The sequence below is a fragment of the Pseudomonas sp. PvP025 genome (genome assembly GCF_017832155.1).
Taxonomy (GTDB): Bacteria; Pseudomonadota; Gammaproteobacteria; order Pseudomonadales; family Pseudomonadaceae; genus Aquipseudomonas.
This window is the reverse complement of the sequence record NZ_JAFIBJ010000001.1, coordinates 3065539-3092356: the sequence shown is the minus strand read 5'-3', so window position 1 is coordinate 3092356 and position 26818 is coordinate 3065539. Positions and strand designations below refer to the sequence as shown.

Here is a 26818-nt window from a genome sequence, read left to right as displayed (position 1 = left end):
TTGGGTGGCCGAACAGGCAATAGAGCATGTATTAACGCAAGGGTTCGGTAGAATCCTGACTTTGTTCTCACGCTTTAAGGAAGGCTAATGGCCCAGCCCTACAGTGCGCGCAGCCGCGCCATCGAACCGTTTCATGTCATGGCGTTGCTGGCGCGAGCCAATGAGCTGCAGGCGGCGGGCCTGGATGTGATTCACCTGGAAATCGGTGAGCCGGATTTCACCACTGCTGAGCCCATCATCCAGGCCGGCCAGGCCGCGCTGGCCAATGGCAAGACACGCTATACCGCCGCCCGTGGGTTGCCCGAGTTGCGTGAGGCCATCAGCGGGTTTTATCAGCAGCGCTACGGATTGAACGTAGACCCTGAGCGCATTCTGATTACGCCCGGTGGCTCCGGCGCCTTGTTATTGGCCAGCAGCTTGCTGGTCGATCCTGGCAAGCACTGGCTGTTGGCGGACCCCGGCTACCCCTGCAATCGACACTTTCTGCGCCTGGTGGAGGGTGCCGCTCAACTGGTGCCGGTTGGGCCGGACGTGCGTTATCAACTGAACGCCGAGCTGGTGGCCAAACACTGGGACCAGGACAGCGTAGGTGCCCTCGTCGCATCGCCGGCCAACCCGACCGGCACCCTGCTCACGCGGGATGAGCTGGCCGGGCTGTCCAGTGCGATCAAGGCGCGCAATGGGCACCTGGTGGTGGATGAGATCTATCACGGCCTGACCTACGGCACCGATGCCGCCAGCGTGCTGGAAGTTGATGATGAAGCATTTGTCCTGAATAGTTTTTCCAAGTATTTCGGGATGACCGGCTGGCGCCTCGGTTGGCTGGTGGCGCCGCCCGATGCGGTGGCGGATTTGGAGAAGCTGGCGCAAAACCTCTACATCAGCGCGCCGAGCATGGCCCAGCATGCTGCGCTTGCCTGTTTTACCCCGCAAACCCTGAGCATTCTGGAAGCGCGCCGCGCCGAGTTCGGCCGCCGCCGTGATTTCCTGCTACCGGCCCTGCGCGAACTTGGCTTTGGTATCGCAGTGGAGCCGGAGGGGGCGTTCTATTTGTACGCCGATATCAGCGCATTCGGCGGCGATGCCTTTGCGTTCTGCCGGCATTTCCTTGAGACCGAACACGTGGCGTTTACGCCCGGACTGGATTTCGGCCGCTACCAGGCCGGTCATCATGTGCGTTTTGCCTACACGCAAAACCTCGGTCGCCTGCAGGAGGCGGTGGAGCGCATCGCCCGTGGCTTGCGGAGCTGGCAAGGCTGATGCGCTTTTATCCTCCCCTTGAAGAAGCGCGGCTGATTCGCCGCTACAAGCGTTTTCTCACCGATATCGAGACCGTTACCGGCGAGTTACTCACTATTCACTGCCCGAACACCGGTTCGATGCTCAATTGCATGGTCGAGGGTGGGCAGGTCTGGTTCAGCCGCTCCGATGACCCCAAGCGCAAGTTGCCGGGCACCTGGGAAATCGCCGAAACACCTCAGGGCCGGCTGGCGTGCGTGAATACGGCGCGTGCCAATCAATTGGTCGAGGAAGCGCTGCACGCCGGGGTGATCAGCGAGCTCAACGGGTTTACCGCGCTGAAGCGAGAGGTGCCGTACGGTCAGGAGAAAAGCCGGATCGACTTTCGACTGGAGTACCCGGAGGGGGCGGCGTATGTCGAAGTCAAAAGCGTCACCTTGGGCTTTGACGGTTCGGCGGTAGCGGCGTTTCCCGACGCGGTGACCCAGCGTGGCGCGAAGCACTTGCGCGAACTGGCACACCTGGCTCGCAGCGGGGTGCGTGCGGTGCAACTGTATTGCGTGAATCTTTCCGGGATCGAAGCGGTGCGGCCTGCCGTGGAAATCGACGCCGGCTATGCTGGCGCCCTGCGTGAGGCCAAGGCGGCGGGCGTCGAGGTGCTGGCCTACGGGGTGAGGGTGACCCACGAAGAAATCGTGGTGGACCGCAGACTCCAGGTGCTGCTCGGCGATTAGAGTTGCACCCACAGGCCGTGTTCGTCTTCGCGGCCGGGCAGCGCTGTGAGGCTTTGACCTGCACAAGGCCCGGCGATGCACTCGCCACTTTCGATGAGGAATAATGCACCGTGGGTGGCGCACTGGATCAAGCTGGCGCTCTCGTCGAGGAAGCGATCAGGCTGCCATTCCAGCGGGATGCCGCGATGAGGGCAACGGTTGATATAGAAGTAGGCGATGCCATCGCGGCGCACGGCCAACAGCTTGCAACCGTCTATTTCAAAACCGAGGCTGCTGTCGGGTGCGAGGGTATCGGAGGGGCAGACGAACTTCATTTCAATTCTCAAGTGCCTTGACGTCCAAATGAAAACAATTATCAAATGCCGGCTTCGTCCGTCAGTTGATCTTGCGCTCAGTACGATGCCCGGCAGTGGTTATCTGTCACATCAACGAGTGCCGGAGCGGCTTCGTCCCTTGGAAGGAAACCCTGTTATGCGCCTGTGTACCAGCGCTATCGCGCTTGTTGTCGGACTGCTGGTCAACCCCGGGGCGCACGCCTCGGAACTGCCACAACGCTGGGTGAGTGCCGGTGGCGCGCTGACCGAGTGGGTGGCCGCCCTGGGTGGCGAGTCGACACTGGTGGGGGTGGACACTACCAGTCAGCATCCCGAGTCGGTCAAGGCGCTGCCCAGTATCGGTTATCAGCGGCAATTGTCGGCTGAAGGCATTCTGAGCTTGCGCCCGCAGGTACTCATCGGCACCGAAGAAATGGGCCCGCCGCCGGTACTGGCGCAGGTACGCGGCGCGGGTGTGCAAGTGGAGATGTTCTCCGCGCAGGCGGATTTGCCGACCCTCAAGGGCAACCTTGAGCATTTGGGCAAGTTGCTGGGCAATGAGGCCAAGGCTCGCCAATTGTTTAGCGGATACGAGCAGGCACTGAATCAGCAGAAAAGCGCGGTCGTCAAGGCGCAGACCACGCAACAGGCGCCAGGTGTATTGCTGCTGCTCGGCCACGCGGGGGGCAAGCCGCTGATCGCCGGCAAGGACACGGCGGCGGATTGGCTGTTGCAACAGGCGGGCGGGCATAACCTGGCGACCCACACCGGTTACAAGCCGTTCTCGGCCGAGTCGCTGGCGGGTTTGAGTCCGGATGTGCTGGTGTTTGCCGATCGGGCCCTGACCGTCGAGGCGGCGCGTGCGGCGTTGTTCAAGGAAAATCCGATCCTGGCCGCAACGCCTGCCGCCAAAAATGGCCGCGTGGTTGAACTGGATCCAACCCTGTTGGTGGGCGGGCTCGGACCGCGTCTGCCGCAAAGCCTGGTGAAACTGTCTGCCGGGTTTTATCCGTCTCAGGCTGAATCCGCCCCATGACGACATTGGTCAGACCCAAGACCCTGTTTATTGGCTTGGCATTGTTATGTGTCCTGGCGATCTGGCTTTCGTTGGCCCTGGGCCCTGTCAGCCTGCCGTTGCTGGATACGCTCAGGGCCGCTTTGCGTTTGATGGGCTTGCCGATTGACCCTCAAGGGTTGGAGCAGGCGGAGCTGATCCTTGGGCAGATCCGTTTGCCGCGCACCTTGCTGGGCCTGGCGGTCGGTGGCGTGCTGGCCTTGTCGGGCGTGGCGATGCAGGGTTTGTTTCGCAACCCGTTGGCCGATCCCGGGTTGGTGGGTGTGTCCAGCGGTGCTGCGCTGGGCGCGGCGGTTGCGATTGTTGGCGGTTCGTTGTTCGGCGGCTTGCCGGATGCGGTCGGCCCTTATCTGTTGTCGTTGTGTGCATTCCTCGGCGGTTTGGGCGTGACGGCGCTGGTTTACCGTCTGGGCCGGCGAAACGGGCAGACCCATGTGGCGACCATGCTGCTGGGCGGCATCGCCCTGACCGCATTGGCCGGTTCTGCGGTAGGCCTGTTCACTTATCTGGCGGACGACGCCACCTTGCGCACCTTGACCTTCTGGAACCTGGGGAGCCTGAACGGCGCCAGTTATTCTCGGTTGTGGCCTTTATTGCTGGTGAGCGCGGCGGTGGCGCTGTGGCTGCCGCGCCGCGCGAAGGCGTTGAATGCGCTGTTGCTGGGCGAGTCCGAGGCTGGGCACCTGAGTATTGATGTCGAAGGGCTCAAGCGTGAACTGGTGTTTTGTACGGCGCTCGGCGTAGGCGCGGCGGTGGCGGCGGCGGGGATGATCGGGTTTGTCGGGTTGGTGGTGCCCCATCTGGTGCGATTGCTGGCCGGTCCCGACCATCGGGTGTTGCTACCCGCCTCGATATTGGCGGGTGCGAGTCTGCTGTTGTTTGCCGATCTGGTGGCTCGCCTGGCGCTGGCACCGGCTGAATTGCCGATCGGGATTGTGACGGCGTTTATCGGCGCGCCGTTTTTTCTTTATCTCTTGTTGCGGGGTCGCGCCTGATGCTGCGAGTAGAGGCGCTGCAGGTTCGTCGGGGTCGCACAACCGTATTGGCGAATGTCACCCTGGCGCTGTTGCCGGGTGAGGTGCTCGGTGTACTTGGCCCGAATGGCGCGGGCAAAAGTACCTTGCTCGGTGCATTGTGCGGTGAGTTGCAGCCCGACCAGGGCAAGGTGTGGCTGGACCAGCAGGAGTTGAAGCACTGGAGCGGCGCGCAACGCGCCCAGCGCCTGGCCGTGCTGCCCCAGTCCTCGACCCTGGATTTTGCCTTTCGCGTCGAAGAGGTGGTTGGCATGGGGCGCCTGCCCCATCAAACCGGGCGAGTACGTGATGATGAAATCATTGAGGCCGCGTTGCAGGCGGCGGATGTCGGGCACTTGATCGGTCGCAGCTACCTCTCGCTGTCCGGCGGCGAGCGTCAGCGTGTGCACCTGGCGCGGGTTTTGGCGCAGTTATGGCCGGGTGAGACGGGGCAGACGTTGCTGTTGGACGAGCCGACATCAATGCTTGACCCACTGCACCAGCACACTGTCTTGCAGGCGATACGCACTTTTGCCGATCAAGGCGCGGCAGTGCTGGTGATTCTGCATGACTTGAACCTGGCCGCACGTTATTGCGACCGAATTCTGCTGCTGGAAAAGGGACGTCCTCATGCGTTGGACACGCCGGCGCAGGTCTTGCGGCCCGGCCCGCTCAAAGCCGTATTTGGCCTTGATGTGTTGGTGCAGCCGCACCCGGAACGTGGACATCCGCTGATAATCGCTCGCTAGCAGGACTTTCTTACGGGCAAAAAAAGACCCGGCAAGAGCCGGGTCAAATAACCGTGATTAGCCTGATGAGGAGATAATCTGAGAGTCCGAACCAATGGTCTTTCAGTTATCGGCTGATCTCGCGACCAGTTGTGATAATCATAACGATTCTCATTTGAGAGTCAACAGCTGATTTTGAACGACGCTGTGTTTTCCTCAAACGCTTGTTCGAAACAGCCCCGCGACTTAATTCTTCTGGCGCGCTGCAATGGCGTCCAGCTGGCGATTCAACGCTTCCTTGCGTTCGGCAGGGATGTCATTCCAGTGAACATTCAGCAACGCCCCCTCGATGGCATATAACAACACTTTCGAGGCACGGAAGCCGCGCGTGCGCACGGCGCGGTATGCGTCGACCGCACCCAGGCGGCGCAGGTCGGAGGCACTGTGGATGCCCACCGCATGCAGCCATTGCGCCGACGTCTTGCCAAGATTTTTCAGGAGTTGCAGCTCATCGTTCATCAAGCCTCCTTGCGACGGCCGAATGGTGCGGTGGGTATCGTGACCAGGCAAGCCTGAAAAGGAGTGTAGCGCTCAGCAGGAAAAGCGTGATTCTTTACGAGGAAACGGCCGAATGCTTATAAGAATGGCGCGAAAATTTTGACGGCAGCGTCCGTGCCACGCGTCCTGCGTGGCCGGGCGTAATAAAAGGGCGTTATCTGGTGCGATAGCGCAGGCGCGTTCCGAAGTTGACCGACATAAGGATCTCATCGGCAGTCAATTGCGGCGGAAAGTAAGTCCCGGAGATCTGCGCGTGGGCCAGGCTTGCACCTTCCAATGGGCAATCGCGCAGATCCAGGCCGCGCAAATCAGCGGAGCGGAAATACGCGTCAGTGAAATCCACACCCGCGGCGTCCAGTTCACGCAGGTCCAGCCCACGGAAATCGCCACCGCGCATGTCGATCACGCCGTCTTTGGGGCGTTCCTGATTGAAGCCGCGAATATCGTCTTTATGCAAAAGCGAGTAGAGCGGGGTATCGAGAAGCTTCGGCTGACTCATGATGGCAATACCAGCTGGAGGTAGTAAGCCATTATAGTGCCACTATTTCTGGGTCGTGCGACGAAGCCGACGACACGACCAAGAAACTTTTCTTACAGGCCCGGCAAGCGCTGACGAATATGCGCAACCAACGCATCCAGCGTGCCGCTTTCATTGGTTTCTACCCGTTGGCTGAGGATCAACTCCTCGGCTGTCAGCGGATCGCGATTGGCGTGCTGTTCGCCGATAACCGCCAGCGTAGCGTCGGAAGGATCGCTCTTATCTGCCTGACGCTGCGCCAACCAGTTGGCGATAACCGCTTGCGGTGCGTTGCAATCCAGAATCAGAAACGGCGCGCCTGTGGCTTCGGCGACCTTGGCGGCGGCTTCGCGCTGCTCGCGTTTCAGAAAGGTAGCGTCCAGCACCACCGGGAAGCCGGCGCGCAGCACGGTGTCGGCGATTTCGTTCAGGCGCGCGTAGGTTTTCGCGCTGGCATCTACCGCATAAATGCCCGCCTGTGGCGCGTTTTCAACCTGCTGCTCACCAAACAGGCGCTTGCGCTCCACGTCTGAACGCAGGCGCACGGCGCCCAGCGCTTCGACCAGACGCATGCTGACGGTGCTCTTGCCCACCGCCGACACACCGTGGGTAATCGCCAGGAAGCGCGACGGAATGGTGCTGTAGCTCTCCGCCAGGTTGGCGTAGTTGCGGTACTGGCGCAGCGTGGTGGCGCGTTGCACCGCGCTTGCTTCGCTCGGCATGCTGAACAGCGCGACCTTGGCGCGTACCAACGCGCGGTAAGCCTTGTAGAAATTCAGCACTTCCAGGCCCTGATAGTCGCCCGTCAGTTCCAGGTACTGGCTGATAAAGCGCCGTGCCAGCGACTTGAGCCCACGGTCTTCCAAGTCCATGGCCAGGAAGCCGGTGTCGGCGTACACGTCGGTGAAACGAAACGGCTCGTTGAATTCGATGCAGTCGAAAATCACCACCTGGCCATCAATCACGGTGACGTTGCCCAAGTGGATATCACCGTGACACTCACGGGTAAAACCCTCGGACTTGCGCCGGGCCAGCAGTGGCTTGAGGCGATCGAAGCTGCTTTCGGCCCAGGCTTGCAGCGCTTCGAGCTGCAGAAGGTCGGCCTTGTCGCTGAGGAAGGGACGAATTTGTTCGAAGTTCTGCCGCACTGGCGCCATCACTTCGTCCGGCGTGCCGGCCGCATGCTCCTGTGGGACTTTTGGCGCGGTGAGGTGAAAGTGCGCGATCTGCCTGGCCATCTCGTCGATGTGTGCACTGGTCAGCTCACCATTGGCCTGCAAGGTGCTGAGCATCTGGCTTTGCGGGAACTGGCGCATTTTCAGCGCGTATTCGATCACCGGTCCGTCGCCGCCCACCTGTGGAGATTCGGCAGTGCCGGTAATTGGCAACACCTCAAGATACAAATCTTTGGTCAGGCGCCGGTTGAGGCGCAATTCTTCATTGCAGAAGTGACCGCGCTTTTCCAGATCGGTGAAATCCAGGAAGCCGAAGTTCATCGGTTTCTTCAATTTATAGGCGTAGGGGCCGGTGAGGATGACCCAGGAAATATGGGTCTCAATGACGTGGAACGCTTCAACCGGATGCGGGTACAACGCCGGGTTTTGCAGGGCAGCGATCAGGGACTGGCTCACGGGCGATCCTTCAGAGTCTGGAAAAATTCATGGCGGGCATTATGGCCGCTACGGGCGGTCGTGCAAACCGCTGTCCGGCTCATGTTGATCATCAAACAAAGTGCGTATAATCCGCCGCCATGACTCGATCCCGATCTCCCCGTTCCCGTAAAAAACCTCCTTCCCGTGGCCTGCGCCCATGGCTTGGCTGGGCGCTCAAGCTCGGCCTCGTGGGCCTGGTAGTGCTCGCCGGCTTCGCGGTGTACCTCGATGCGGTGGTGCAGGAGAAATTCTCCGGCAAGCGCTGGACCATTCCGGCCAAGGTCTACGCCCGCCCGCTGGAGCTGTTTACCGGCCAGAAGCTGAGCAAGGACGACTTCCTCACCGAACTCGATGCTTTGGGCTATCGCCGCGAGCCCGTGAGCAATGGCCCGGGTTCTGCGGCGGTCAGCGGCAATACCGTGGACTTGAACACGCGCGGCTTCCAGTTCTATGAAGGGCTGGAAAAAGCCCAGCCGGTTCGCGTGCGGTTTTCTGGTGACTACGTGGCCGAGCTGTCGTCGCTCAACGGCTCGAAGCTGCCGGTGGTGCGCCTTGAACCGCTGATGATCGGTGGGATTTATCCTAAAAACCTGGAAGACCGCATCCTGATCAAGCTCGATCAGGTGCCGCCTTACCTGTTGGAAACCCTGGTCGCCGTGGAAGACCGCGATTTCTACAGCCACTGGGGCGTGTCGCCGAAGTCGATTGCGCGTGCCATCTGGGTCAACACATCCGGCGGCAAGATGACTCAGGGCGGCAGTACGCTGACGCAACAATTGGTCAAGAACTTCTACCTCACCAGTGAGCGCAGCCTGACCCGCAAGCTCACCGAAGCCATGATGGCCATGTTGCTGGAGCTGCACTACAGCAAACAGGAAATTCTCGAGGCGTACCTCAACGAGGTCTTCGTCGGCCAGGATGGCCAGCGCGCGGTGCACGGTTTCGGTCTGGCCAGTCAGTTCTTCTTTGGCCAACCGTTGTCCGAGTTGAAGCTGCATCAAGTCGCGCTGCTGGTGGGCATGGTCAAGGGGCCGTCCTACTACAACCCGCGGCGCAACCCGGAGCGCGCGTTGGAGCGCCGCAACCTGGTCTTGGATGTGCTTGAGCAGCAGGGCGTTGCCACCGCTGAACAGGTTGCCGCAGCGAAGAAAATGCCTCTGGGTGTGACGACTCGCGGCAAGCTGGCGGACAGCTCCTTCCCGGGCTTTATCGACCTGGTCAAACGCCAGTTGCGTGAAGACTACCGCGACGAAGACTTGACCGAAGAGGGCCTGCGCATCTTCACCAGTTTTGACCCGATTCTGCAGATGAAAGCCGAGGCGTCCGTCAACGACACCTTCAAGCGTCTGACCGGGCGTAAAGGCTCCGATGAAGTGGAAGCGGCCATGGTCGTGACCAACCCGGAAACCGGTGAAGTTCAGGCGATGATCGGCAGCCGTCAGGCCAGTTTTGCCGGCTTCAACCGCGCACTGGATGCGGTGCGGCCGATTGGCTCGCTGGTCAAGCCGGCGGTCTACCTCACTGCGTTGGAAAAACCGAGCAAATACACCCTCACCAGTTGGCTCTCCGATGATCCGTTATCGGTCAAGGGGGCTGATGGCCAGGTGTGGACGCCGCAGAACTTTGATCGACGCTCCCATGGCACGGTGTTCCTTTATCAGGGGCTCGCGCATTCCTACAATATCTCGACCTCGCGGCTGGGCCTCGAAGTGGGCGTGCCGAATGTGCTCAAAACGCTGGCGCGGCTGGGTATCACCCGCGAATTCCCGGCGTTCCCGTCGATCCTGCTGGGGGCGGGTGCGATGACCCCGATGGAAGTCGCGACCATGTACCAGACCCTTGCCAACGGGGGCTTCAACACGCCGATGCGGGGGATTCGCAGCGTGCTCACGGCTGACGGTGAGCCGCTCAAGCGTTACCCGTTCCAGATTCAGCAGCGCTTCGATGCAGGCTCCATTTACCTCATCCAGAACGCCATGCAACGCGTGATGCGTGAAGGTACGGGTAGCTCGGTCTATAAAGTCCTGCCATCGAACCTCACACTGGCGGGCAAGACCGGTACCAGTAACGATTCGCGTGACAGCTGGTTCGCCGGCTTCGGCCAGGATGTGCTGGCGGTGGTGTGGCTGGGCCGCGACGACAACGGCAAGACGCCGTTCACCGGCGCGACCGGTGCGCTGCAGGTGTGGACCAGTTTCATGCGCAAGGCCGATCCGCTGCCGCTGAATATGCCGCAGCCGGACAACATCGTGCAGGCCTGGATTGATCCGCACAGTGGGCAAGGTTCTGATGCCAACTGTCCGGGGGCGGTGCAGATGCCGTATATTCGCGGCAGCGAGCCACCACCCGGTCCCGCATGCGGTGGCAGTGCGCCTGCGGATGCGGATTCGGTGATGGATTGGGTCAAGGGCTGGATGCATTAAGCAAACGAGGGTTTCAAGTGAACAAGTTGTGGATTCCAGCTATTACCGTCCTGGCCTTGCTGGGCGGTTGCTCCAGCGTGCAGCGCGGCTCGATTCCCGTGGTGGATGCGAGCAGCAACGCTTCCAGCAATGACCGGATCTCGGCCAATGGCGGGTTCCGCCAGACCGTGACCAACCGCCCGGCGCAGGCCAAACCTCAGGCAATGCCTCAGGATTCCGGCGTGGTGGTGATGGTGCCGGGCAGCGGCGCCGCCACTGCGGCGCCGATCAGTGCCGAACCGTGGACACCCGGTCCGAGCAGCTCCGCACCGATCGACACCGCGCCGGTTCAGGCGGCACCGATCAATCAGGGGTCGTACAGCATGCCTTCGTCGCCCAGCGGCGTTCCGTCCTCCTCCGGCGGTGGCTTGTCTGCTGACGAACAACTGGATGGTCCGGTACTGGCCTTGCTCACCACCGCCCAGCAACAGCAGGCTGGTGGCGATTTGAACGGCGCATCCTCAAGCCTTGAACGCGCCCAGCGTGTGGCGCCGCGTGAACCGCAAGTGCTGTATCGCCTGGCGCAAGTGCGCATGGCCCAGGGCGATGCGCCGCAAGCCGAACAGTTCGCCCGTCGTGGGCTGAGTCTGGCCAACGGTCGTCCCGACCTGCAAGCCAGCCTGTGGGCCTTGATCGGTGATGCGCGTGCGGCCCAGGGCGACGCCGCCGGCGCTGCCCAGGCCCGCCAGAAAGCCAAGGTCAGCCTCTGATGGATGGGCGTTTTCCAGCGATTGCCGAACAGTTATTGCTGATTGAGCGCGAGTTGCGTGTGCAAGGCTGGTGGGATGAGCAATCCCCCAGCATGGAGGCGCTCAGCAGTGTCGAGCCTTTCTCGGTCGACACCCTGGACTTTCACCAGTGGCTGCAGTGGATCTTCCTGGTACGCATGAAGCAGATTCTTGAACAGGATCTGCCATTGCCCAACGCTTCAGGGATCCTGGAGATGGCCGAGATGGTTTATGCCGATCGGCCACGGGAAAGCCTTGGATTGCGCAATGCGCTGAAAAAGTTCGACCAATTGATCGTCGACGCTCGTTAATTGCCTGGCTGTCGGGTTTTTCGGCAGTCTTGCGCATATTTCTACCGCTTGACGACATTCAGGCGAGTTTTATCCCTCATCAAACGCCTTTCTTCTGCGTTCTCATGCGCTTAGTTGGAAAAAAGCGCAATTATTGCTTGACTTGAACGGCCTGAAACAGAAGAATCCAAAGTCCGCTGTATCGGGACTGCCAGAAGCAGGCCCGCTCGGCAGATCATGAGGCGCATATCCGCGCCGACCTGTTACACCCGCAACGCGTTACCTCGCGCTGGGTGGGAAAATCCCGCAACACTTGGGACGATCCCAATACTTGCTCAGTCAGTGCTGACGTAGTCGGCGACCACCGTCGCTCATGCTCTGTTGAGAAGTAAACCTATTAAGACCCGTCGGTTTTTCAACGGACGGTATTCTGGCGTTTTAGAGGTGAACAACGTGGAGCTTTTATCTGGCGGTGAGATGCTCGTCCGCTTTTTGCGTGACGAAGGCGTCGACTATATCTACGGGTACCCAGGTGGTGCTCTGCTTCATGTTTATGACGCACTGTTCAAGGAACCGGCTGTTACCCACATCCTGGTTCGCCACGAACAGGCCGCGACCCATATGGCTGACGGTTATGCCCGTGCCACCGGTAAAGCCGGCGTGGTCCTGGTAACGTCCGGCCCAGGCGCAACCAATGCCATTACCGGCATCGCGACTGCGTATATGGACTCCATTCCGATGGTGATCATCTCCGGCCAGGTGGCCAGCACCCTGGTGGGCACCGACGCATTCCAGGAAACCGACATGATCGGTATCTCCCGGCCGATCGTGAAACACAGCTTCATGATCAAGCACGCGTCGGAGATCCCGGAAGTCATGAAGAAGGCGTTCTACCTCGCACAGTCCGGTCGCCCGGGCCCTGTGGTGGTCGATATCCCGAAAGACATGACCAATCCGGCTGAAAAATTCGAATACATCTTTCCGAAGAAAGCCAAGCTGCGTTCCTACAGCCCGGCCGTGCGTGGGCACTCGGGGCAGATCCGCAAGGCGGCAGAAATGCTCCTGGCGGCCAAGCGCCCTGTGCTTTATTCCGGTGGTGGCGTGATTCTGGGCGGCGGCTCCGCGCAGTTGACTGAGCTGGCCAGGCTGCTCAACCTGCCGGTGACCAACACCCTGATGGGCCTCGGCGCCTTCCCGGGCACCGACCGTCAGTTCGTCGGTATGCTCGGCATGCACGGCAGCTACACCGCCAACCAGGCCATGCACCACGCTGACGTGATCCTGGCCGTGGGCGCGCGGTTCGATGACCGAGTGATCAACGGCGCGAGCAAATTCTGCCCAAATGCCAAGATCATCCATATCGACATCGATCCGGCATCCATCTCCAAGACCATCAAGGCCGACGTGCCGATCGTGGGACCTGTGGAGAGCGTATTGACCGAAATGGTCGCTGCACTCAAGGATATTGGCGAAACGCCGAACAAGGAATCCGTCGCCAGTTGGTGGAAGCAGATCGACGAGTGGCGCGGTGATCGCGGCCTGTTCCCTTACAACAAGGGCGACGGCAGCATCATCAAACCGCAAACCGTGATCGAAACCCTGTGCGAAGTGACCAAGGGCGATGCCTTTGTAACCTCCGACGTGGGCCAGCATCAGATGTTCGCGGCGCAGTACTACACCTTCGACAAGCCCAACCGCTGGATCAACTCCGGTGGCCTGGGCACGATGGGTTTTGGTTTTCCTGCGGCCATGGGCGTGAAACTGAGCTTCCCGGATGCCGACGTCGCCTGCGTCACCGGCGAGGGCAGCATCCAGATGAACATTCAGGAATTGTCGACATGCCTGCAGTACGGCCTTCCGGTGAAGATCGTCTGCCTGAACAACGGCGTGCTGGGTATGGTTCGTCAGTGGCAGGACATGAGCTACGGCAGCCGTCACTCCCATTCCTACATGGAATCGTTGCCGGATTTCGTCAAGTTGGTTGAAGCCTATGGCCACGTCGGCATGCGCATCACCGATCTGAAAGATCTGAAGCCGAAGATGGAAGAGGCATTCGCCATGAAGGACCGCCTGGTGTTCCTCGATATTCAAGTGGACACCAGTGAGCACGTCTATCCGATGCAGATCAAAGACGGCTCCATGCGCGACATGTGGCTGAACAAGACGGAGCGTACTTAATCATGCGGCACATCATCTCCCTGCTTCTGGAGAACGAACCCGGCGCTCTGTCTCGTGTTGTCGGCCTGTTTTCGCAACGCAACTACAACATCGAAAGCCTGACCGTGGCACCGACCGAAGACCCGACGCTGTCGCGCCTGACGTTGACTACTGTTGGCCACGATGAGGTGATCGAGCAGATCACCAAGAACCTCAACAAGCTGATCGAGGTGGTCAAGCTGGTCGACCTGTCTGAAAGTGCCCACATCGAGCGCGAGCTGATGCTGGTCAAGGTCAAGGCTACGGGTGCCCAACGTGCCGAGATCAAGCGGACCACCGACATTTATCGCGGGCAGATCGTCGATGTGAGCGCCAGCGTTTATACCGTTCAACTGACCGGTACCAGCGACAAGCTGGACAGCTTCATCCAGTCGATCGGGACGGCCTCGATTCTGGAAACCGTACGCAGTGGTGTCACCGGGATTGCCCGTGGCGACAAAGTACTCAGCATCTAACCCAAATTAGCGAATGGCCTTACGGCCTGGATATATAGAGGAACCTCATGAAAGTTTATTACGATAAAGATTGTGACCTGTCGATCATCCAGGGCAAGAAAGTCGCCATCATCGGCTACGGTTCCCAGGGGCACGCGCAAGCTTGCAACCTCAAGGACTCCGGCGTTGACGTCACCGTTGGCCTGCGCAAAGGCTCGGCTACCGTTGCCAAGGCTGAGGCCCACGGCCTGAAAGTGACCGACGTGGCTTCCGCTGTGGCGGCTGCCGACGTGGTCATGATCCTGACCCCGGACGAGTTCCAGTCCGCGCTGTACAAGAATGAAATCGAGCCGAACATCAAGAAGGGCGCCACCTTGGCCTTCTCCCACGGCTTTGCGATTCATTACAACCAGGTTGTACCGCGTGCCGACCTCGACGTGATCATGATCGCGCCGAAAGCACCGGGCCACACCGTGCGTTCTGAATTCGTCAAAGGCGGCGGTATCCCTGACCTGATCGCGATCTATCAGGACGCGTCCGGCAACGCCAAGAACGTTGCGCTGTCCTACGCCTCCGGCGTGGGTGGCGGTCGTACCGGCATCATCGAAACCACCTTCAAGGACGAGACCGAAACCGACCTGTTCGGCGAACAGGCCGTGCTGTGCGGCGGCACCGTCGAGCTGGTCAAAGCCGGTTTCGAAACCCTGGTTGAAGCGGGCTACGCGCCGGAAATGGCCTACTTCGAATGCCTGCACGAACTGAAGCTGATCGTTGACCTCATGTACGAAGGCGGTATCGCCAACATGAACTACTCGATCTCCAACAACGCCGAATACGGCGAGTACGTGACTGGCCCGGAAGTGATCAACGCCGAGTCTCGTCAGGCGATGCGCAACGCTCTGAAACGTATTCAGGACGGCGAATACGCCAAGATGTTCATCAGCGAAGGTGCTACCGGCTACCCTTCGATGACCGCCAAGCGTCGCAACAACGCCGCTCACGGTATCGAAGTCATCGGCGAGCAACTGCGCTCCATGATGCCGTGGATCGGTGCCAACAAGATCGTCGACAAAGCCAAGAACTAAGTCGTACGTATCAAGGGAAAACGCGGCCTAGGCCGCGTTTTTTCGTTTGGGAGGCGTGTTCTGGTATAAAGCTGCATCGTTTGCGGGCGAACACTCGCCGCAAGTATTTGTCGAATTTTTTTCACACCGTTGCAAGGTAAAGTCCATGAGCGAACGTCCCGAAGAGCCAAACCAGGCTTACGACGCCGAAAGCATGCTGCCCATCGATGAACATGTCGAAGAAGGGCATGACGCTGAAGGCCGCAAGGTCCGGCATCGTGGCATCTATCTGCTGCCGAACCTGTTCACCACGGCGAACCTGTTTGCCGGCTTCTATTCCATCATCAATTCCATGAGTGCCCAGAGCGCGCTGGCGGCAGGTGACGCGGCAAGTGCCAGCAAGTATTTCGGTTTTGCCGCCATCGCCATTTTCGTGGCCATGGTGCTGGACGGCCTTGATGGTCGTGTAGCGCGAATGACCAATACCCAGAGTGCCTTCGGCGCCGAGTACGACTCGCTGTCGGACATGGTTGCCTTTGGTGTGGCGCCCGCGCTGCTGGCATTTGCCTGGGCGCTGGGTGACATGGGCAAGGTGGGCTGGATGGTTGCCTTCATCTATGTGGCAGGCGCCGCGTTGCGCCTGGCGCGTTTCAATACGCAAGTCGGTACTGCCGACAAGCGCTACTTCATCGGCCTCGCCAGCCCGGCAGCTGCCGGCGTGGTTGCGGGGATTGTCTGGGCATTCAGTGACTACGGCATCCAGGGTTCGAAAATGTCGTTCCTGGTGGCGCTGATGGTAGCGGCTGCCGGGATGCTGATGGTCAGCAACATCAAGTACAACAGCTTCAAGGAGTTTGACCTCAAGGGTCGGGTGCCTTTCGTGGCCATTCTGGTAGTGGTGCTGGTGTTTGCAGTGGTATTCAGCGATCCGCCGCGCATCTTGCTGCTGGCTTTCCTGGTCTACGCGGCTTCCGGGCCGGTTCAGTATCTGCTGCATATGCGTCGGGACAAAACATTGTCTTAATGTAATTTCCCCCATACTCCGCAGTCTATTGGTGCATCTGTCCTCCAATGCTGCGGAGTTGCCATGTTAATCAAACTGCCTAAAGCGTCCGATTGCCACGAATCGGATGTCACGCCTGAATCCTTTTACCTCTCTCGCCGCAGCATACTCGGCGGTGCGCTTGCCGGTATGGCTGCAGCCAGCCTGCCGCGTTGGGCGAGTGCCGAGGACGCGGCCCGCTATGCCGATGTCGAGCCGGGCAGGGCGCCGAGTTGGTTCACCGAAAAGTTGCCTGGTACGCAATGGAATGCGGTCACCGTCAAGGACGAGGCCATCACACCGTTCAAGGACGCGACCCATTACAACAATTTCTATGAGTTCGGTACCGATAAGGGTGACCCGGCGAATAACGCGGGTTCACTCAAGACCGAACCCTGGAGTGTGGTGATCGATGGTGAAGTCGGCAAGCCAGGGCGCTATGCTCTGGAAGACTTCATGAAGCCCTATCAGTTGGAAGAGCGAATCTACCGTCTGCGCTGCGTTGAGGCGTGGTCGATGGTCATTCCCTGGATCGGTTTTCCAATTTCGGCCTTGCTCAAGCAGGTCGAGCCTACGTCCAAGGCCAAGTACATTCGTTTCGAAACCCTTCAAGATCCAAAAAGCATGCCTGGGCAGCGCTCGAATTTCGGCCTGATCGACTGGCCCTATGTAGAAGGGTTGCGCCTGGATGAGGCGATGAACCCGCTGGCGATTCTTGCCGTCGGCATGTATGGGCGTGAGTTGCCCAATCAGAATGGTGCGCCTTTGCGCTTGGTGGTGCCGTGGAAGTATGGCTTCAAGAGTGTGAAGTCCATTGTGCGTATCAGTCTGGTGAGTGAGCAGCCTAAGACGACTTGGCAGAGTATCGCGGCCGATGAGTACGGCTTTTATGCGAACGTGAACCCTACGGTTGACCATCCACGCTGGACACAGGCCCGGGAGCGGCGGTTGCCGAGTGGCCTGTTCAGCCCGAATGTTCGGGAGACTCAGATGTTCAACGGCTATGGGGATGAGGTCGCTTCTCTATATACCGGTCTGGATTTGCGGAAGAACTACTGATGCGCTATCCCATCTGGCGCATCGGCGTCTTTATTGCAGCGGGTGTATGGCCGTTGTTCTGGCTCTATGAGGCGTGGAGTTCTGCGCTCGGTCCGGATCCGGGTAAAGTCCTGGTTGATCGGCTTGGCCTGGGCACCTTGATTCTGTTGCTGATCACCCTGTGCATGACGCCCCTGCAAAAACTGAGTGGCTGGGCGGGGTGGATAGCCGTGCGCCGGCAATTGGGGTTGTGGTGTTTCGCTTACGTGGTGCTGCACCTGGCAGCTTATTGCGTTTTCGTGCTGGGGTTGGATTGGTCGCAGCTGGGCGTTGAGTTGCGCAAGCGGCCATACATTATTGTTGGAGCGTTGGGCTTTCTGTGTTTGCTGGTGCTTGCGGTCACGTCGAATCGCTATAGCCAGCGGCGACTGGGTAGTCGTTGGAAAAGGCTGCACCGGCTTGTGTATGGCGTTCTCGGGCTTGGGTTGCTGCACATGTTATGGATCGTACGAGCGGATCTGAAGGAGTGGGCGATCTATGCCTCTATAGGCGCGTTGCTTCTGGTACTGCGAATTCCGCCTGTGATGCGCCGTATTCCCCGGCTTATTGCAAAAAAACCAGCTTCTGCAACAAAAGTGTAATTAGTGCTTGACGGCAGATTATGGAAGTCTATAATTCGCCCCACTTCCGGCGCAGTCGAAACGGAAAACTCCTTGGTAAACAAGTAGTTATGCAAGATTCGACAGCGAGTTGCTTCAGTTCATCGAAGTCCAGAAGAAGTTGATAGTGCGGTGTTGTTTGGCGCTATTAACGTTTCGATCTTCTCGGTCGAAAGCGGAGAAAAAGAGGTGTTGACAGCAGCGTGTAACGCTGTAGAATTCTCCTCCCGCTGACGAGAGATCGGAAGCGCAAGTGGTTGAAGTTGTTGAAGAATTCTTCGAAAGCTTCTGAAAATAATCACTTGACAGCAAATGAGGCTGCTGTAGAATGCGCGCCTCGGTTGAGACGAAAGATCTTAACCAACCGCTCTTTAACAACTGAATCAAGCAATTCGTGTGGGTGCTTGTGGAGTCAGACTGATAGTCAACAAGATTATCAGCATCACAAGTTACTCCGCGAGAAATCAAAGAATAACCAACGATTGCTGAGCCAAGTTTAGGGTTTCTTAAAAACCCAAAGATGTTTGAACTGAAGAGTTTGATCATGGCTCAGATTGAACGCTGGCGGCAGGCCTAACACATGCAAGTCGAGCGGTAGAGAGAAGCTTGCTTCTCTTGAGAGCGGCGGACGGGTGAGTAATGCCTAGGAATCTGCCTGGTAGTGGGGGATAACGTTCGGAAACGGACGCTAATACCGCATACGTCCTACGGGAGAAAGCAGGGGACCTTCGGGCCTTGCGCTATCAGATGAGCCTAGGTCGGATTAGCTAGTTGGTGGGGTAATGGCTCACCAAGGCGACGATCCGTAACTGGTCTGAGAGGATGATCAGTCACACTGGAACTGAGACACGGTCCAGACTCCTACGGGAGGCAGCAGTGGGGAATATTGGACAATGGGCGAAAGCCTGATCCAGCCATGCCGCGTGTGTGAAGAAGGTCTTCGGATTGTAAAGCACTTTAAGTTGGGAGGAAGGGCAGTTACCTAATACGTGATTGTTTTGACGTTACCGACAGAATAAGCACCGGCTAACTCTGTGCCAGCAGCCGCGGTAATACAGAGGGTGCAAGCGTTAATCGGAATTACTGGGCGTAAAGCGCGCGTAGGTGGTTTGTTAAGTTGGATGTGAAATCCCCGGGCTCAACCTGGGAACTGCATTCAAAACTGACTGACTAGAGTATGGTAGAGGGTGGTGGAATTTCCTGTGTAGCGGTGAAATGCGTAGATATAGGAAGGAACACCAGTGGCGAAGGCGACCACCTGGACTAATACTGACACTGAGGTGCGAAAGCGTGGGGAGCAAACAGGATTAGATACCCTGGTAGTCCACGCCGTAAACGATGTCAACTAGCCGTTGGAAGCCTTGAGCTTTTAGTGGCGCAGCTAACGCATTAAGTTGACCGCCTGGGGAGTACGGCCGCAAGGTTAAAACTCAAATGAATTGACGGGGGCCCGCACAAGCGGTGGAGCATGTGGTTTAATTCGAAGCAACGCGAAGAACCTTACCAGGCCTTGACATCCAATGAACTTTCTAGAGATAGATTGGTGCCTTCGGGAACATTGAGACAGGTGCTGCATGGCTGTCGTCAGCTCGTGTCGTGAGATGTTGGGTTAAGTCCCGTAACGAGCGCAACCCTTGTCCTTAGTTACCAGCACGTAATGGTGGGCACTCTAAGGAGACTGCCGGTGACAAACCGGAGGAAGGTGGGGATGACGTCAAGTCATCATGGCCCTTACGGCCTGGGCTACACACGTGCTACAATGGTCGGTACAGAGGGTTGCCAAGCCGCGAGGTGGAGCTAATCCCACAAAACCGATCGTAGTCCGGATCGCAGTCTGCAACTCGACTGCGTGAAGTCGGAATCGCTAGTAATCGCGAATCAGAATGTCGCGGTGAATACGTTCCCGGGCCTTGTACACACCGCCCGTCACACCATGGGAGTGGGTTGCACCAGAAGTAGCTAGTCTAACCTTCGGGAGGACGGTTACCACGGTGTGATTCATGACTGGGGTGAAGTCGTAACAAGGTAGCCGTAGGGGAACCTGCGGCTGGATCACCTCCTTAATCGACGACATCAGCTGCTCCATAAGTTCCCACACGAATTGCTTGATTCATTGAAGAAGACGATAGAAGCAGCTTTAAGCTCCAAGCTGATAGCTCTTAGCTAATCAGTTACGCGCTCGAAATTGGGTCTGTAGCTCAGTTGGTTAGAGCGCACCCCTGATAAGGGTGAGGTCGGCAGTTCGAATCTGCCCAGACCCACCAATTTTGTTATGGGGCCATAGCTCAGCTGGGAGAGCGCCTGCCTTGCACGCAGGAGGTCAACGGTTCGATCCCGTTTGGCTCCACCATTAACTGCTTCTGCTGTTAGAGTTTAGAAATGAATATTCTGAAGTGAATATTGATTTCTAGTCTTTGATTAGATCGTTCTTTAAAAATTTGGGTATGTGATAGAAAGATAGACTGAACGTTACTTTCACTGGTAACGGATCAGGCTAAGGTAAAATTTGTGAGTTCTCTTAACTGAGAAATTCGAATTTTCGGCGAATGTTGTCTTCACAGTATAACCAGATTGCTTGGGGTTATATGGTCAAGTGAAGAAGCGCATACGGTGGATGCCTTGGCAGTCAGAGGCGATGAAAGACGTGGTAGCCTGCGAAAAGCTTCGGGGAGTCGGCAAACAGACTTTGATCCGGAGATGTCTGAATGGGGGAACCCAGCCATCATAAGATGGTTATCTTACGCTGAATACATAGGCGTAAGAGGCGAACCAGGGGAACTGAAACATCTAAGTACCCTGAGGAAAAGAAATCAACCGAGATTCCCTTAGTAGTGGCGAGCGAACGGGGACTAGCCCTTAAGTGGCTTTGAGATTAGCGGAACGCTCTGGAAAGTGCGGCCATAGTGGGTGATAGCCCTGTACGCGAAAATCTCTTAGTCATGAAATCGAGTAGGACGGAGCACGAGAAACTTTGTCTGAATATGGGGGGACCATCCTCCAAGGCTAAATACTACTGACTGACCGATAGTGAACTAGTACCGTGAGGGAAAGGCGAAAAGAACCCCGGAGAGGGGAGTGAAATAGATCCTGAAACCGTATGCGTACAAGCAGTGGGAGCCCACTTTGTTGGGTGACTGCGTACCTTTTGTATAATGGGTCAGCGACTTATTTTCAGTGGCGAGCTTAACCGAATAGGGGAGGCGTAGCGAAAGCGAGTCTTAATAGGGCGTCTAGTCGCTGGGAATAGACCCGAAACCGGGCGATCTATCCATGGGCAGGTTGAAGGTTGGGTAACACTAACTGGAGGACCGAACCGACTACCGTTGAAAAGTTAGCGGATGACCTGTGGATCGGAGTGAAAGGCTAATCAAGCTCGGAGATAGCTGGTTCTCCTCGAAAGCTATTTAGGTAGCGCCTCATGTATCACTGTAGGGGGTAGAGCACTGTTTCGGCTAGGGGGTCATCCCGACTTACCAAACCGATGCAAACTCCGAATACCTACAAGTGCCGAGCATGGGAGACACACGGCGGGTGCTAACGTCCGTCGTGAAAAGGGAAACAACCCAGACCGTCAGCTAAGGTCCCAAAGTTATGGTTAAGTGGGAAACGATGTGGGAAGGCTTAGACAGCTAGGAGGTTGGCTTAGAAGCAGCCACCCTTTAAAGAAAGCGTAATAGCTCACTAGTCGAGTCGGCCTGCGCGGAAGATGTAACGGGGCTCAAACCATACACCGAAGCTACGGGTATCACGTAAGTGATGCGGTAGAGGAGCGTTCTGTAAGCCTGTGAAGGTGAGTTGAGAAGCTTGCTGGAGGTATCAGAAGTGCGAATGCTGACATGAGTAACGACAATGGGTGTGAAAAACACCCACGCCGAAAGACCAAGGTTTCCTGCGCAACGTTAATCGACGCAGGGTTAGTCGGTCCCTAAGGCGAGGCTGAAAAGCGTAGTCGATGGAAAACAGGTTAATATTCCTGTACTTCTGGTTATTGCGATGGAGGGACGGAGAAGGCTAGGCCAGCTTGGCGTTGGTTGTCCAAGTTTAAGGTGGTAGGCTGAGATCTTAGGTAAATCCGGGATCTTAAGGCCGAGAGCTGATGACGAGTGTTCTTTTAGAACACGAAGTGGTTGATGCCATGCTTCCAAGAAAAGCTTCTAAGCTTCAGGTAACCAGGAACCGTACCCCAAACCGACACAGGTGGTTGGGTAGAGAATACCAAGGCGCTTGAGAGAACTCGGGTGAAGGAACTAGGCAAAATGGCACCGTAACTTCGGGAGAAGGTGCGCCGGTGAGGGTGAAGGACTTGCTCCGTAAGCTCATGCCGGTCGAAGATACCAGGCCGCTGCGACTGTTTATTAAAAACACAGCACTCTGCAAACACGAAAGTGGACGTATAGGGTGTGACGCCTGCCCGGTGCCGGAAGGTTAATTGATGGGGTTAGCTAACGCGAAGCTCTTGATCGAAGCCCCGGTAAACGGCGGCCGTAACTATAACGGTCCTAAGGTAGCGAAATTCCTTGTCGGGTAAGTTCCGACCTGCACGAATGGCGTAACGATGGCGGCGCTGTCTCCACCCGAGACTCAGTGAAATTGAAATCGCTGTGAAGATGCAGTGTATCCGCGGCTAGACGGAAAGACCCCGTGAACCTTTACTATAGCTTTGCACTGGACTTTGAATTTGCTTGTGTAGGATAGGTGGGAGGCTTTGAAGCGTGGACGCCAGTCTGCGTGGAGCCAACCTTGAAATACCACCCTGGCAACTTTGAGGTTCTAACTCAGGTCCGTTATCCGGATCGAGGACAGTGTATGGTGGGTAGTTTGACTGGGGCGGTCTCCTCCTAAAGAGTAACGGAGGAGTACGAAGGTGCGCTCAGACCGGTCGGAAATCGGTCGTAGAGTATAAAGGCAAAAGCGCGCTTGACTGCGAGACAGACACGTCGAGCAGGTACGAAAGTAGGTCTTAGTGATCCGGTGGTTCTGTATGGAAGGGCCATCGCTCAACGGATAAAAGGTACTCCGGGGATAACAGGCTGATACCGCCCAAGAGTTCATATCGACGGCGGTGTTTGGCACCTCGATGTCGGCTCATCACATCCTGGGGCTGAAGCCGGTCCCAAGGGTATGGCTGTTCGCCATTTAAAGTGGTACGCGAGCTGGGTTTAGAACGTCGTGAGACAGTTCGGTCCCTATCTGCCGTGGACGTTTGAGATTTGAGAGGGGCTGCTCCTAGTACGAGAGGACCGGAGTGGACGAACCTCTGGTGTTCCGGTTGTCACGCCAGTGGCATTGCCGGGTAGCTATGTTCGGAATAGATAACCGCTGAAAGCATCTAAGCGGGAAACTAGCCTCAAGATGAGATCTCACTGGAACCTTGAGTTCCCTAAAGGGCCGTCGAAGACTACGACGTTGATAGGTTGGGTGTGTAAGCGCTGTGAGGCGTTGAGCTAACCAATACTAATTGCCCGTGAGGCTTGACCATATAACACCCAAGCAATTTGACTACTCCTGACTTGGAAACAAGTAGAAGCATCAGATTGCGGTGTGTGAAGACGAGATGAACCGAAAGTTCGACGCTCACAAAACACCGACAGCTGTCACATACCCAATTTGCTGAAGCGAGGCCGTCTGGCCGCGACTCAGTACCCGAATTTCTTGACGACCATAGAGCATTGGAACCACCTGATCCCATCCCGAACTCAGTAGTGAAACGATGCATCGCCGATGGTAGTGTGGGGTTTCCCCATGTGAGAGTAGGTCATCGTCAAGATTAAATTCCGAAACCCCATTTGCGAAAGCAGATGGGGTTTTGTTTTGGGCGGTTGGAAAGTCAGGCTTTACGCTTAAAACGCCAATGTCAGCCGAGCATTCAACGACTGATCAGATGTATTGCTGCTCACCTGACCGTCATAACTCAACCCCACGCTCAAGGTATCGCTCAACCCCAGATCGACGCCCACGCCGATTATTGCTGCACTGCGAGCAATCGGTGCGCCGGCCAATTCGAAGGTGTCGCCGCCACTGAAAGCGGCACGGCTCTCTGGCGTCACGTCGCCATAGGCGCGACGCCAGCCCAGCATGGCGTTAGGCTTGACCGCGACGCTGCCAGCATTCAAATGAGTGGCTGCACGTAGGCCCAGGGTACTGAAGGTGATGTGATTGTCCTGGGACTTGTTCTCCAGCGTGATCAGGTTGCTGTTCTCATCGAAGGAGTCAGTGTCCAGTCGCACATGGGCAAGGTTGGCGAAGGGTTCCAGCAGCGCGTTACCCATTTCGATGGAGTAACCCAGTTCGCCGAAGACCTGGTTGGTCGCTGCCTTGTAATCTTCTTTGAAATGCTCGGAAGAGCCCGGCAAGTCCAGCGTGCGCTTGGCCGTCAGCTCGTGCCAGGTGCGCACCGCGCCCAGGCGCAGGCCCAGTTGGCCCCACTTGGCGCCTCCATAGACGCCCAGGTGATAGTTATCGCTGTCAGTGGAGCCGGATGCATGACGCAGGTCGAAACTGCTGCTGCTCACGCCAGCCAGCGCGCCCACGCGCCACGTATCATCGAGCGGTACATCAACGCCGAACAACAGCCCGCTGGTATGACTGTCGAGTCCCGAGACGTCACGGCTGCCGTCGGTTTTCCCGGTCGCGCCAATGGCTTGAGTCCACACCACGCCACGCGAAGCATCACCGACCAGTGTTTGCGCCGTGCTGCCGAATGCCTGCGCCGACTGCGATTGTTGCAAGCGATCATTCATGGCATTACGCACCAGTCGGCTGTCTTCAATCAATGCAGTCTGCGTTGAAGCATGCAGCTCATTGGACAACGCCTTGAACGTGGCTTGTGCCGTCGGCGCGTCATCCTGTACCACCTGACGCCAGAGCGCATTGCCAGCACCCGCGCTGTCCAGCCCTTGCGCGACAGCCCTGGCATTGCGGGTAGTCGCAAGGGTGGAGAAGCTCTGCGCGTTACGATCAAGCGTCAGGCCCACATCGGTAGCTGTGTAGTTCAACGTTGGGGTGAGGAATGCGAAGTTGGTTTGCACGGGAGCAAACGCACCGCTTACGCCGCCGGCTGCCGAGAGGATCGAGTAACGGCTCGCGGCCAGCCAGTGACCGCCTTCAACCAGCGACAATGTGCTGTTATTGATGTTTGCACGACCGCTGGCGACGATGCGATCAGCATTGCCGGCAGCGTCCGACTCCACCTGATAGACCGCACCCTGAGCAAGGTTGACGTCACCCTTGACGTTCAGTTGCCCGACCGAATTGCCCGGCGCCACCACGCCACCCTGAGCGACATTGATGCCGCCAACAATGCCGTTGCCACCCAGCGTTGCGCCTTGCTGCACACTGACGAGCGAGTTCCCCAGATTGCCGTTTACGGCCAGGCGCCCGGCTTGCACAGTCGTCGCGCCCGACAGACTGCTATTGCCGGTCAGGTTCAACGACCCCACCCCCCGTTTGATCAGCGCACCGTTGCCCGCCAGTGTGTTGCCGAGGGTATCGTTGGTTGACTGATCGACCACCAGTGTGGCGTCATCGGTGATCGCTCCGCTGCCGAACGCCTGGGCGTGACCGGTCAGAACCCCGCCATTGATCACCGTGCCGCCCGAGTAAGTGTTATTACCGGTCAGCAGCAGATTACCGCTGCCGTTCTTGATCAGCGCGCCACTGCCGCTGATATCGTTGCGCCAGGCGTCAATGGCGTTATAGCCACCGAGGCTGGCGTCCATGTTCACTGTGACGTTGGAATTGAACGCCGCGAAACCATCGCCCGCCGCGTACAGGTTCAATCGGCCATAGCCGCCTGACTGATCGATCACCGCATAGCCTGAGGCAATTTCAGTCGTCGCCAGAATCTCGCGGCGCTGGCTCGCGTCCAGATAAGGAAAGCGCGTTTCCAACAGCACTTCGGCGTTAACCGGCACTACCGGCGCCAGGTTGGTCGCGCCCACAGGATCGAATCCGTAAGTCATGCGCGACGTATACAGCGCCTTGTCCTGAGCGTGCTGAGAGGTACGGTCAGTGGCCGGGTCGATGGTCGCCAGGCAGTTATTAACATTGCCGCCGCATTGCGCAGTGAAATACGCCAGCGCCTGTGCCCGCGCATCGGCGCGCAGTTGAGCATTGGCCGGGTTGGACAAGTTATCGATGGCGAAATACGTTGCGGTAATGCGCCCACCGATCACGTCAAAAGGCGAATGCATGCCCGCTTCAATACGGTTGTCACCGATTTCCGACGCGCGCAGCATGAGTTCGCTGAAACGTTCGGGAATCGCGTAGGCCAGTGCGTAGGAAGACAAGTACGCAGCGTTGGTATGGCCGCTGGGGAATCCCGAATCGCTGGCCGGCGTCGTGCTCTTGGCCGGCCGCAGCGAAGGCTGCACCACGAACTCCAGGTTTTGACCGTCCAGGCTTTGCCGCCAGGGACGGGGATACAGATAGTGGGATTTGGCAGGCGTGGTAGACGCGTCATTACGCAACGCTCCGACCAGATCGACCACCTTGCCCAGCGCCGAAGAGGAGCTGCCGGCGCCGTTGCCTTTATCGTCGTACCTGACGGTTTTGTTGCTGTCGTCGAATTGCGTGATGGTCGTGAAAGCGCCAGCGCCTGCCTTGTAGGCAGCGCTCAACGAACCGAGCCCGCTGATGGCGCTGTAGCTCTGGTCACGGCGATCATCGAAGTAGGCGGCGGTTTCTTGCGCAACGGTACGAGCGTTGGCGCGGTCGAGCACGATTTGCAGGTTGCGCCTGAGCAATCCATGACCCAGCGCGGTCGGCGTGCCGGTATCCCAGGTCGCGCCGGTCGTCCACAGCGTGCCGAAGCCGGACAGCAGATCGACACCGTTGATGCTGTCGTCCCCCGCACGGCTCGCTGCCTGAACCGATACGGCAAGCAATGAAAGTAGCAATGAAGACGCCATTATCTGGGCCGTTTGGGTGTTGGATCGCATAGCCTTCGCCTTCACTCTATCGGGATAAGGCGCCGACCCTAGCAAGCAGGTTTTACACGCCCATGTATGCGCAGTGACACATTTGTGGCGGCTCCAGGGGGCCTAAACCATCTCA

Annotated in this window: 19 protein-coding genes, 2 tRNA genes and 3 rRNA genes; 19 read left to right on the top strand and 5 right to left on the bottom strand. The window is 57.9% G+C overall.

The window, feature by feature from the left end; all coding sequences use genetic code 11:
* Positions 1 to 87: 87 nt before the first annotated feature.
* Entirely contained in the window at positions 88 to 1260 is a 1173-nt protein-coding gene (locus JOE32_RS13155; protein ID WP_209984873.1) for a pyridoxal phosphate-dependent aminotransferase, read from the top strand.
* Positions 1260 to 1973, top strand: coding sequence for a DNA/RNA nuclease SfsA (sfsA, locus tag JOE32_RS13150; protein ID WP_209984870.1), 714 nt, complete (start codon positions 1260 to 1262; stop codon positions 1971 to 1973). Before JOE32_RS13155 ends, sfsA begins: the two co-directional genes overlap by 1 nt.
* Here sfsA and JOE32_RS13145 read toward each other — a convergent pair.
* Positions 1970 to 2287 (bottom strand): Rieske 2Fe-2S domain-containing protein, encoded by a 318-nt coding sequence (locus JOE32_RS13145; RefSeq protein ID WP_057008752.1) that lies wholly within the window; start codon positions 2285 to 2287, stop codon positions 1970 to 1972. The two genes, sfsA and JOE32_RS13145, sit on opposite strands and share 4 nt — an antisense overlap.
* Before the next feature lie 157 nt (positions 2288 to 2444).
* Here JOE32_RS13145 and JOE32_RS13140 point away from each other — a divergent pair, with 157 nt between their 5' ends.
* From JOE32_RS13140 to JOE32_RS13130, 3 genes are read left to right on the top strand one after another with little or no spacing between them, the layout of a single operon-like run.
* Positions 2445 to 3323 (top strand): ABC transporter substrate-binding protein, encoded by an 879-nt coding sequence (locus JOE32_RS13140; RefSeq protein WP_209984867.1) that lies wholly within the window; start codon positions 2445 to 2447, stop codon positions 3321 to 3323.
* A complete protein-coding gene (locus tag JOE32_RS13135) occupies positions 3320 to 4357 on the top strand; it encodes an iron ABC transporter permease (RefSeq protein WP_209984863.1) in 1038 nt (345 codons plus the stop codon). Before JOE32_RS13140 ends, JOE32_RS13135 begins: the two co-directional genes overlap by 4 nt.
* Entirely contained in the window at positions 4357 to 5124 is a 768-nt protein-coding gene (locus tag JOE32_RS13130) for a heme ABC transporter ATP-binding protein (protein WP_209984860.1), read from the top strand. Before JOE32_RS13135 ends, JOE32_RS13130 begins: the two co-directional genes overlap by 1 nt.
* Before the next feature lie 225 nt (positions 5125 to 5349).
* Here JOE32_RS13130 and JOE32_RS13125 read toward each other — a convergent pair whose 3' ends face one another.
* From JOE32_RS13125 to JOE32_RS13115, 3 genes are all read right to left on the bottom strand, one after another.
* Positions 5350 to 5622 (bottom strand): TfoX/Sxy family protein, encoded by a 273-nt coding sequence (locus tag JOE32_RS13125; protein ID WP_209984856.1) that lies wholly within the window; start codon positions 5620 to 5622, stop codon positions 5350 to 5352.
* A 193-nt stretch (positions 5623 to 5815) separates the two neighbouring features.
* Positions 5816 to 6160 carry a pentapeptide repeat-containing protein gene (locus JOE32_RS13120; RefSeq protein WP_209984853.1) on the bottom strand — a complete coding sequence of 115 codons (345 nt, stop codon included), beginning with the start codon at positions 6158 to 6160 and terminating at the stop codon, positions 5816 to 5818.
* 92 nt (positions 6161 to 6252) lie between these two features.
* Positions 6253 to 7809: a bifunctional aminoglycoside phosphotransferase/ATP-binding protein gene (locus JOE32_RS13115; protein ID WP_209984850.1), complete on the bottom strand. Its 1557-nt coding sequence runs from the start codon at positions 7807 to 7809 to the stop codon at positions 6253 to 6255.
* Between the two features lie 119 nt (positions 7810 to 7928).
* Between JOE32_RS13115 and mrcB the strand changes: the two genes are divergently transcribed.
* The 14 genes from mrcB to rrf all read left to right on the top strand — a co-directional run bounded on the left by mrcB (position 7929) and on the right by rrf (position 23531).
* Positions 7929 to 10253: a penicillin-binding protein 1B gene (gene mrcB / locus JOE32_RS13110; RefSeq protein ID WP_209984847.1), complete on the top strand. Its 2325-nt coding sequence runs from the start codon at positions 7929 to 7931 to the stop codon at positions 10251 to 10253.
* 17 nt (positions 10254 to 10270) lie between these two features.
* The gene (locus JOE32_RS13105; protein WP_209984844.1) at positions 10271 to 11002 is read left to right on the top strand and encodes a tetratricopeptide repeat protein; all 732 of its coding nucleotides are present in this window, start codon (positions 10271 to 10273) and stop codon (positions 11000 to 11002) included.
* On the top strand, positions 11002 to 11331 hold the full coding sequence (locus JOE32_RS13100; protein ID WP_209984841.1) for a YqcC family protein: 330 nt from the start codon (positions 11002 to 11004) through the stop codon (positions 11329 to 11331). The genes JOE32_RS13105 and JOE32_RS13100 overlap by 1 nt, the downstream gene beginning before the upstream one ends.
* A 432-nt stretch (positions 11332 to 11763) precedes the next feature.
* Positions 11764 to 13488 carry an acetolactate synthase 3 large subunit gene (locus JOE32_RS13095; protein ID WP_209984825.1) on the top strand — a complete coding sequence of 575 codons (1725 nt, stop codon included), beginning with the start codon at positions 11764 to 11766 and terminating at the stop codon, positions 13486 to 13488.
* Between the two features lie 2 nt (positions 13489 to 13490).
* Positions 13491 to 13982: an acetolactate synthase small subunit gene (gene ilvN / locus JOE32_RS13090; RefSeq protein WP_003176102.1), complete on the top strand. Its 492-nt coding sequence runs from the start codon at positions 13491 to 13493 to the stop codon at positions 13980 to 13982.
* Positions 13983 to 14029: 47 nt separating this feature from the next.
* Entirely contained in the window at positions 14030 to 15046 is a 1017-nt protein-coding gene (ilvC, locus tag JOE32_RS13085) for a ketol-acid reductoisomerase (protein WP_003234988.1), read from the top strand.
* 145 nt (positions 15047 to 15191) lie between these two features.
* On the top strand, positions 15192 to 16049 hold the full coding sequence (gene pssA, locus JOE32_RS13080; RefSeq protein ID WP_003234985.1) for a CDP-diacylglycerol--serine O-phosphatidyltransferase: 858 nt from the start codon (positions 15192 to 15194) through the stop codon (positions 16047 to 16049).
* Between the two features lie 63 nt (positions 16050 to 16112).
* Complete coding sequence (msrP, locus tag JOE32_RS13075) at positions 16113 to 17126, top strand: protein-methionine-sulfoxide reductase catalytic subunit MsrP (protein ID WP_209984822.1); 1014 nt, start codon at positions 16113 to 16115, stop codon at positions 17124 to 17126.
* On the top strand, positions 17126 to 17746 hold the full coding sequence (msrQ, locus tag JOE32_RS13070; protein WP_209984819.1) for a protein-methionine-sulfoxide reductase heme-binding subunit MsrQ: 621 nt from the start codon (positions 17126 to 17128) through the stop codon (positions 17744 to 17746). The genes msrP and msrQ overlap by 1 nt, the downstream gene beginning before the upstream one ends.
* A 544-nt stretch (positions 17747 to 18290) precedes the next feature.
* Positions 18291 to 19827: ribosomal RNA gene (locus JOE32_RS13065) — 16S ribosomal RNA — on the top strand.
* A gap of 124 nt (positions 19828 to 19951) precedes the next feature.
* Positions 19952 to 20028 (top strand) — tRNA-Ile (locus JOE32_RS13060).
* A gap of 10 nt (positions 20029 to 20038) precedes the next feature.
* Positions 20039 to 20114, top strand: a tRNA-Ala gene (locus JOE32_RS13055).
* Between the two features lie 237 nt (positions 20115 to 20351).
* Positions 20352 to 23243, top strand: a 23S ribosomal RNA gene (locus JOE32_RS13050).
* 172 nt (positions 23244 to 23415) lie between these two features.
* A 5S ribosomal RNA gene (gene rrf / locus JOE32_RS13045) occupies positions 23416 to 23531 on the top strand.
* The 16S, 23S and 5S rRNA genes sit together here with 2 tRNA genes alongside, the layout of an rRNA operon.
* A 73-nt stretch (positions 23532 to 23604) precedes the next feature.
* Here rrf and JOE32_RS13040 read toward each other — a convergent pair.
* Complete coding sequence (locus JOE32_RS13040) at positions 23605 to 26673, bottom strand: autotransporter domain-containing protein (RefSeq protein WP_209984818.1); 3069 nt, start codon at positions 26671 to 26673, stop codon at positions 23605 to 23607.
* Positions 26674 to 26818 lie beyond the last annotated feature (145 nt).

Bases quoted from the DNA above. Each gene is read 5' to 3' on its own strand.
- JOE32_RS13155 (WP_209984873.1), top strand. From the start codon at position 88: ATGGCCCAGCCCTACAGTGCGCGCAGCCGCGCCATCGAACCGTTTCAT.
- sfsA (WP_209984870.1), top strand. From the start codon at position 1,260: ATGCGCTTTTATCCTCCCCTTGAAGAAGCGCGGCTGATTCGCCGCTAC.
- JOE32_RS13145 (WP_057008752.1), bottom strand. From the start codon at position 2,287: ATGAAGTTCGTCTGCCCCTCCGATACCCTCGCACCCGACAGCAGCCTC.
- JOE32_RS13140 (WP_209984867.1), top strand. From the start codon at position 2,445: ATGCGCCTGTGTACCAGCGCTATCGCGCTTGTTGTCGGACTGCTGGTC.
- JOE32_RS13135 (WP_209984863.1), top strand. From the start codon at position 3,320: ATGACGACATTGGTCAGACCCAAGACCCTGTTTATTGGCTTGGCATTG.
- JOE32_RS13130 (WP_209984860.1), top strand. From the start codon at position 4,357: ATGCTGCGAGTAGAGGCGCTGCAGGTTCGTCGGGGTCGCACAACCGTA.
- JOE32_RS13125 (WP_209984856.1), bottom strand. From the start codon at position 5,622: ATGAACGATGAGCTGCAACTCCTGAAAAATCTTGGCAAGACGTCGGCG.
- JOE32_RS13120 (WP_209984853.1), bottom strand. From the start codon at position 6,160: ATGAGTCAGCCGAAGCTTCTCGATACCCCGCTCTACTCGCTTTTGCAT.
- mrcB (WP_209984847.1), top strand. From the start codon at position 7,929: ATGACTCGATCCCGATCTCCCCGTTCCCGTAAAAAACCTCCTTCCCGT.
- JOE32_RS13100 (WP_209984841.1), top strand. From the start codon at position 11,002: ATGGATGGGCGTTTTCCAGCGATTGCCGAACAGTTATTGCTGATTGAG.
- ilvN (WP_003176102.1), top strand. From the start codon at position 13,491: ATGCGGCACATCATCTCCCTGCTTCTGGAGAACGAACCCGGCGCTCTG.
- ilvC (WP_003234988.1), top strand. From the start codon at position 14,030: ATGAAAGTTTATTACGATAAAGATTGTGACCTGTCGATCATCCAGGGC.
- pssA (WP_003234985.1), top strand. From the start codon at position 15,192: ATGAGCGAACGTCCCGAAGAGCCAAACCAGGCTTACGACGCCGAAAGC.
- msrP (WP_209984822.1), top strand. From the start codon at position 16,113: ATGTTAATCAAACTGCCTAAAGCGTCCGATTGCCACGAATCGGATGTC.
- msrQ (WP_209984819.1), top strand. From the start codon at position 17,126: ATGCGCTATCCCATCTGGCGCATCGGCGTCTTTATTGCAGCGGGTGTA.
- JOE32_RS13040 (WP_209984818.1), bottom strand. From the start codon at position 26,673: ATGGCGTCTTCATTGCTACTTTCATTGCTTGCCGTATCGGTTCAGGCA.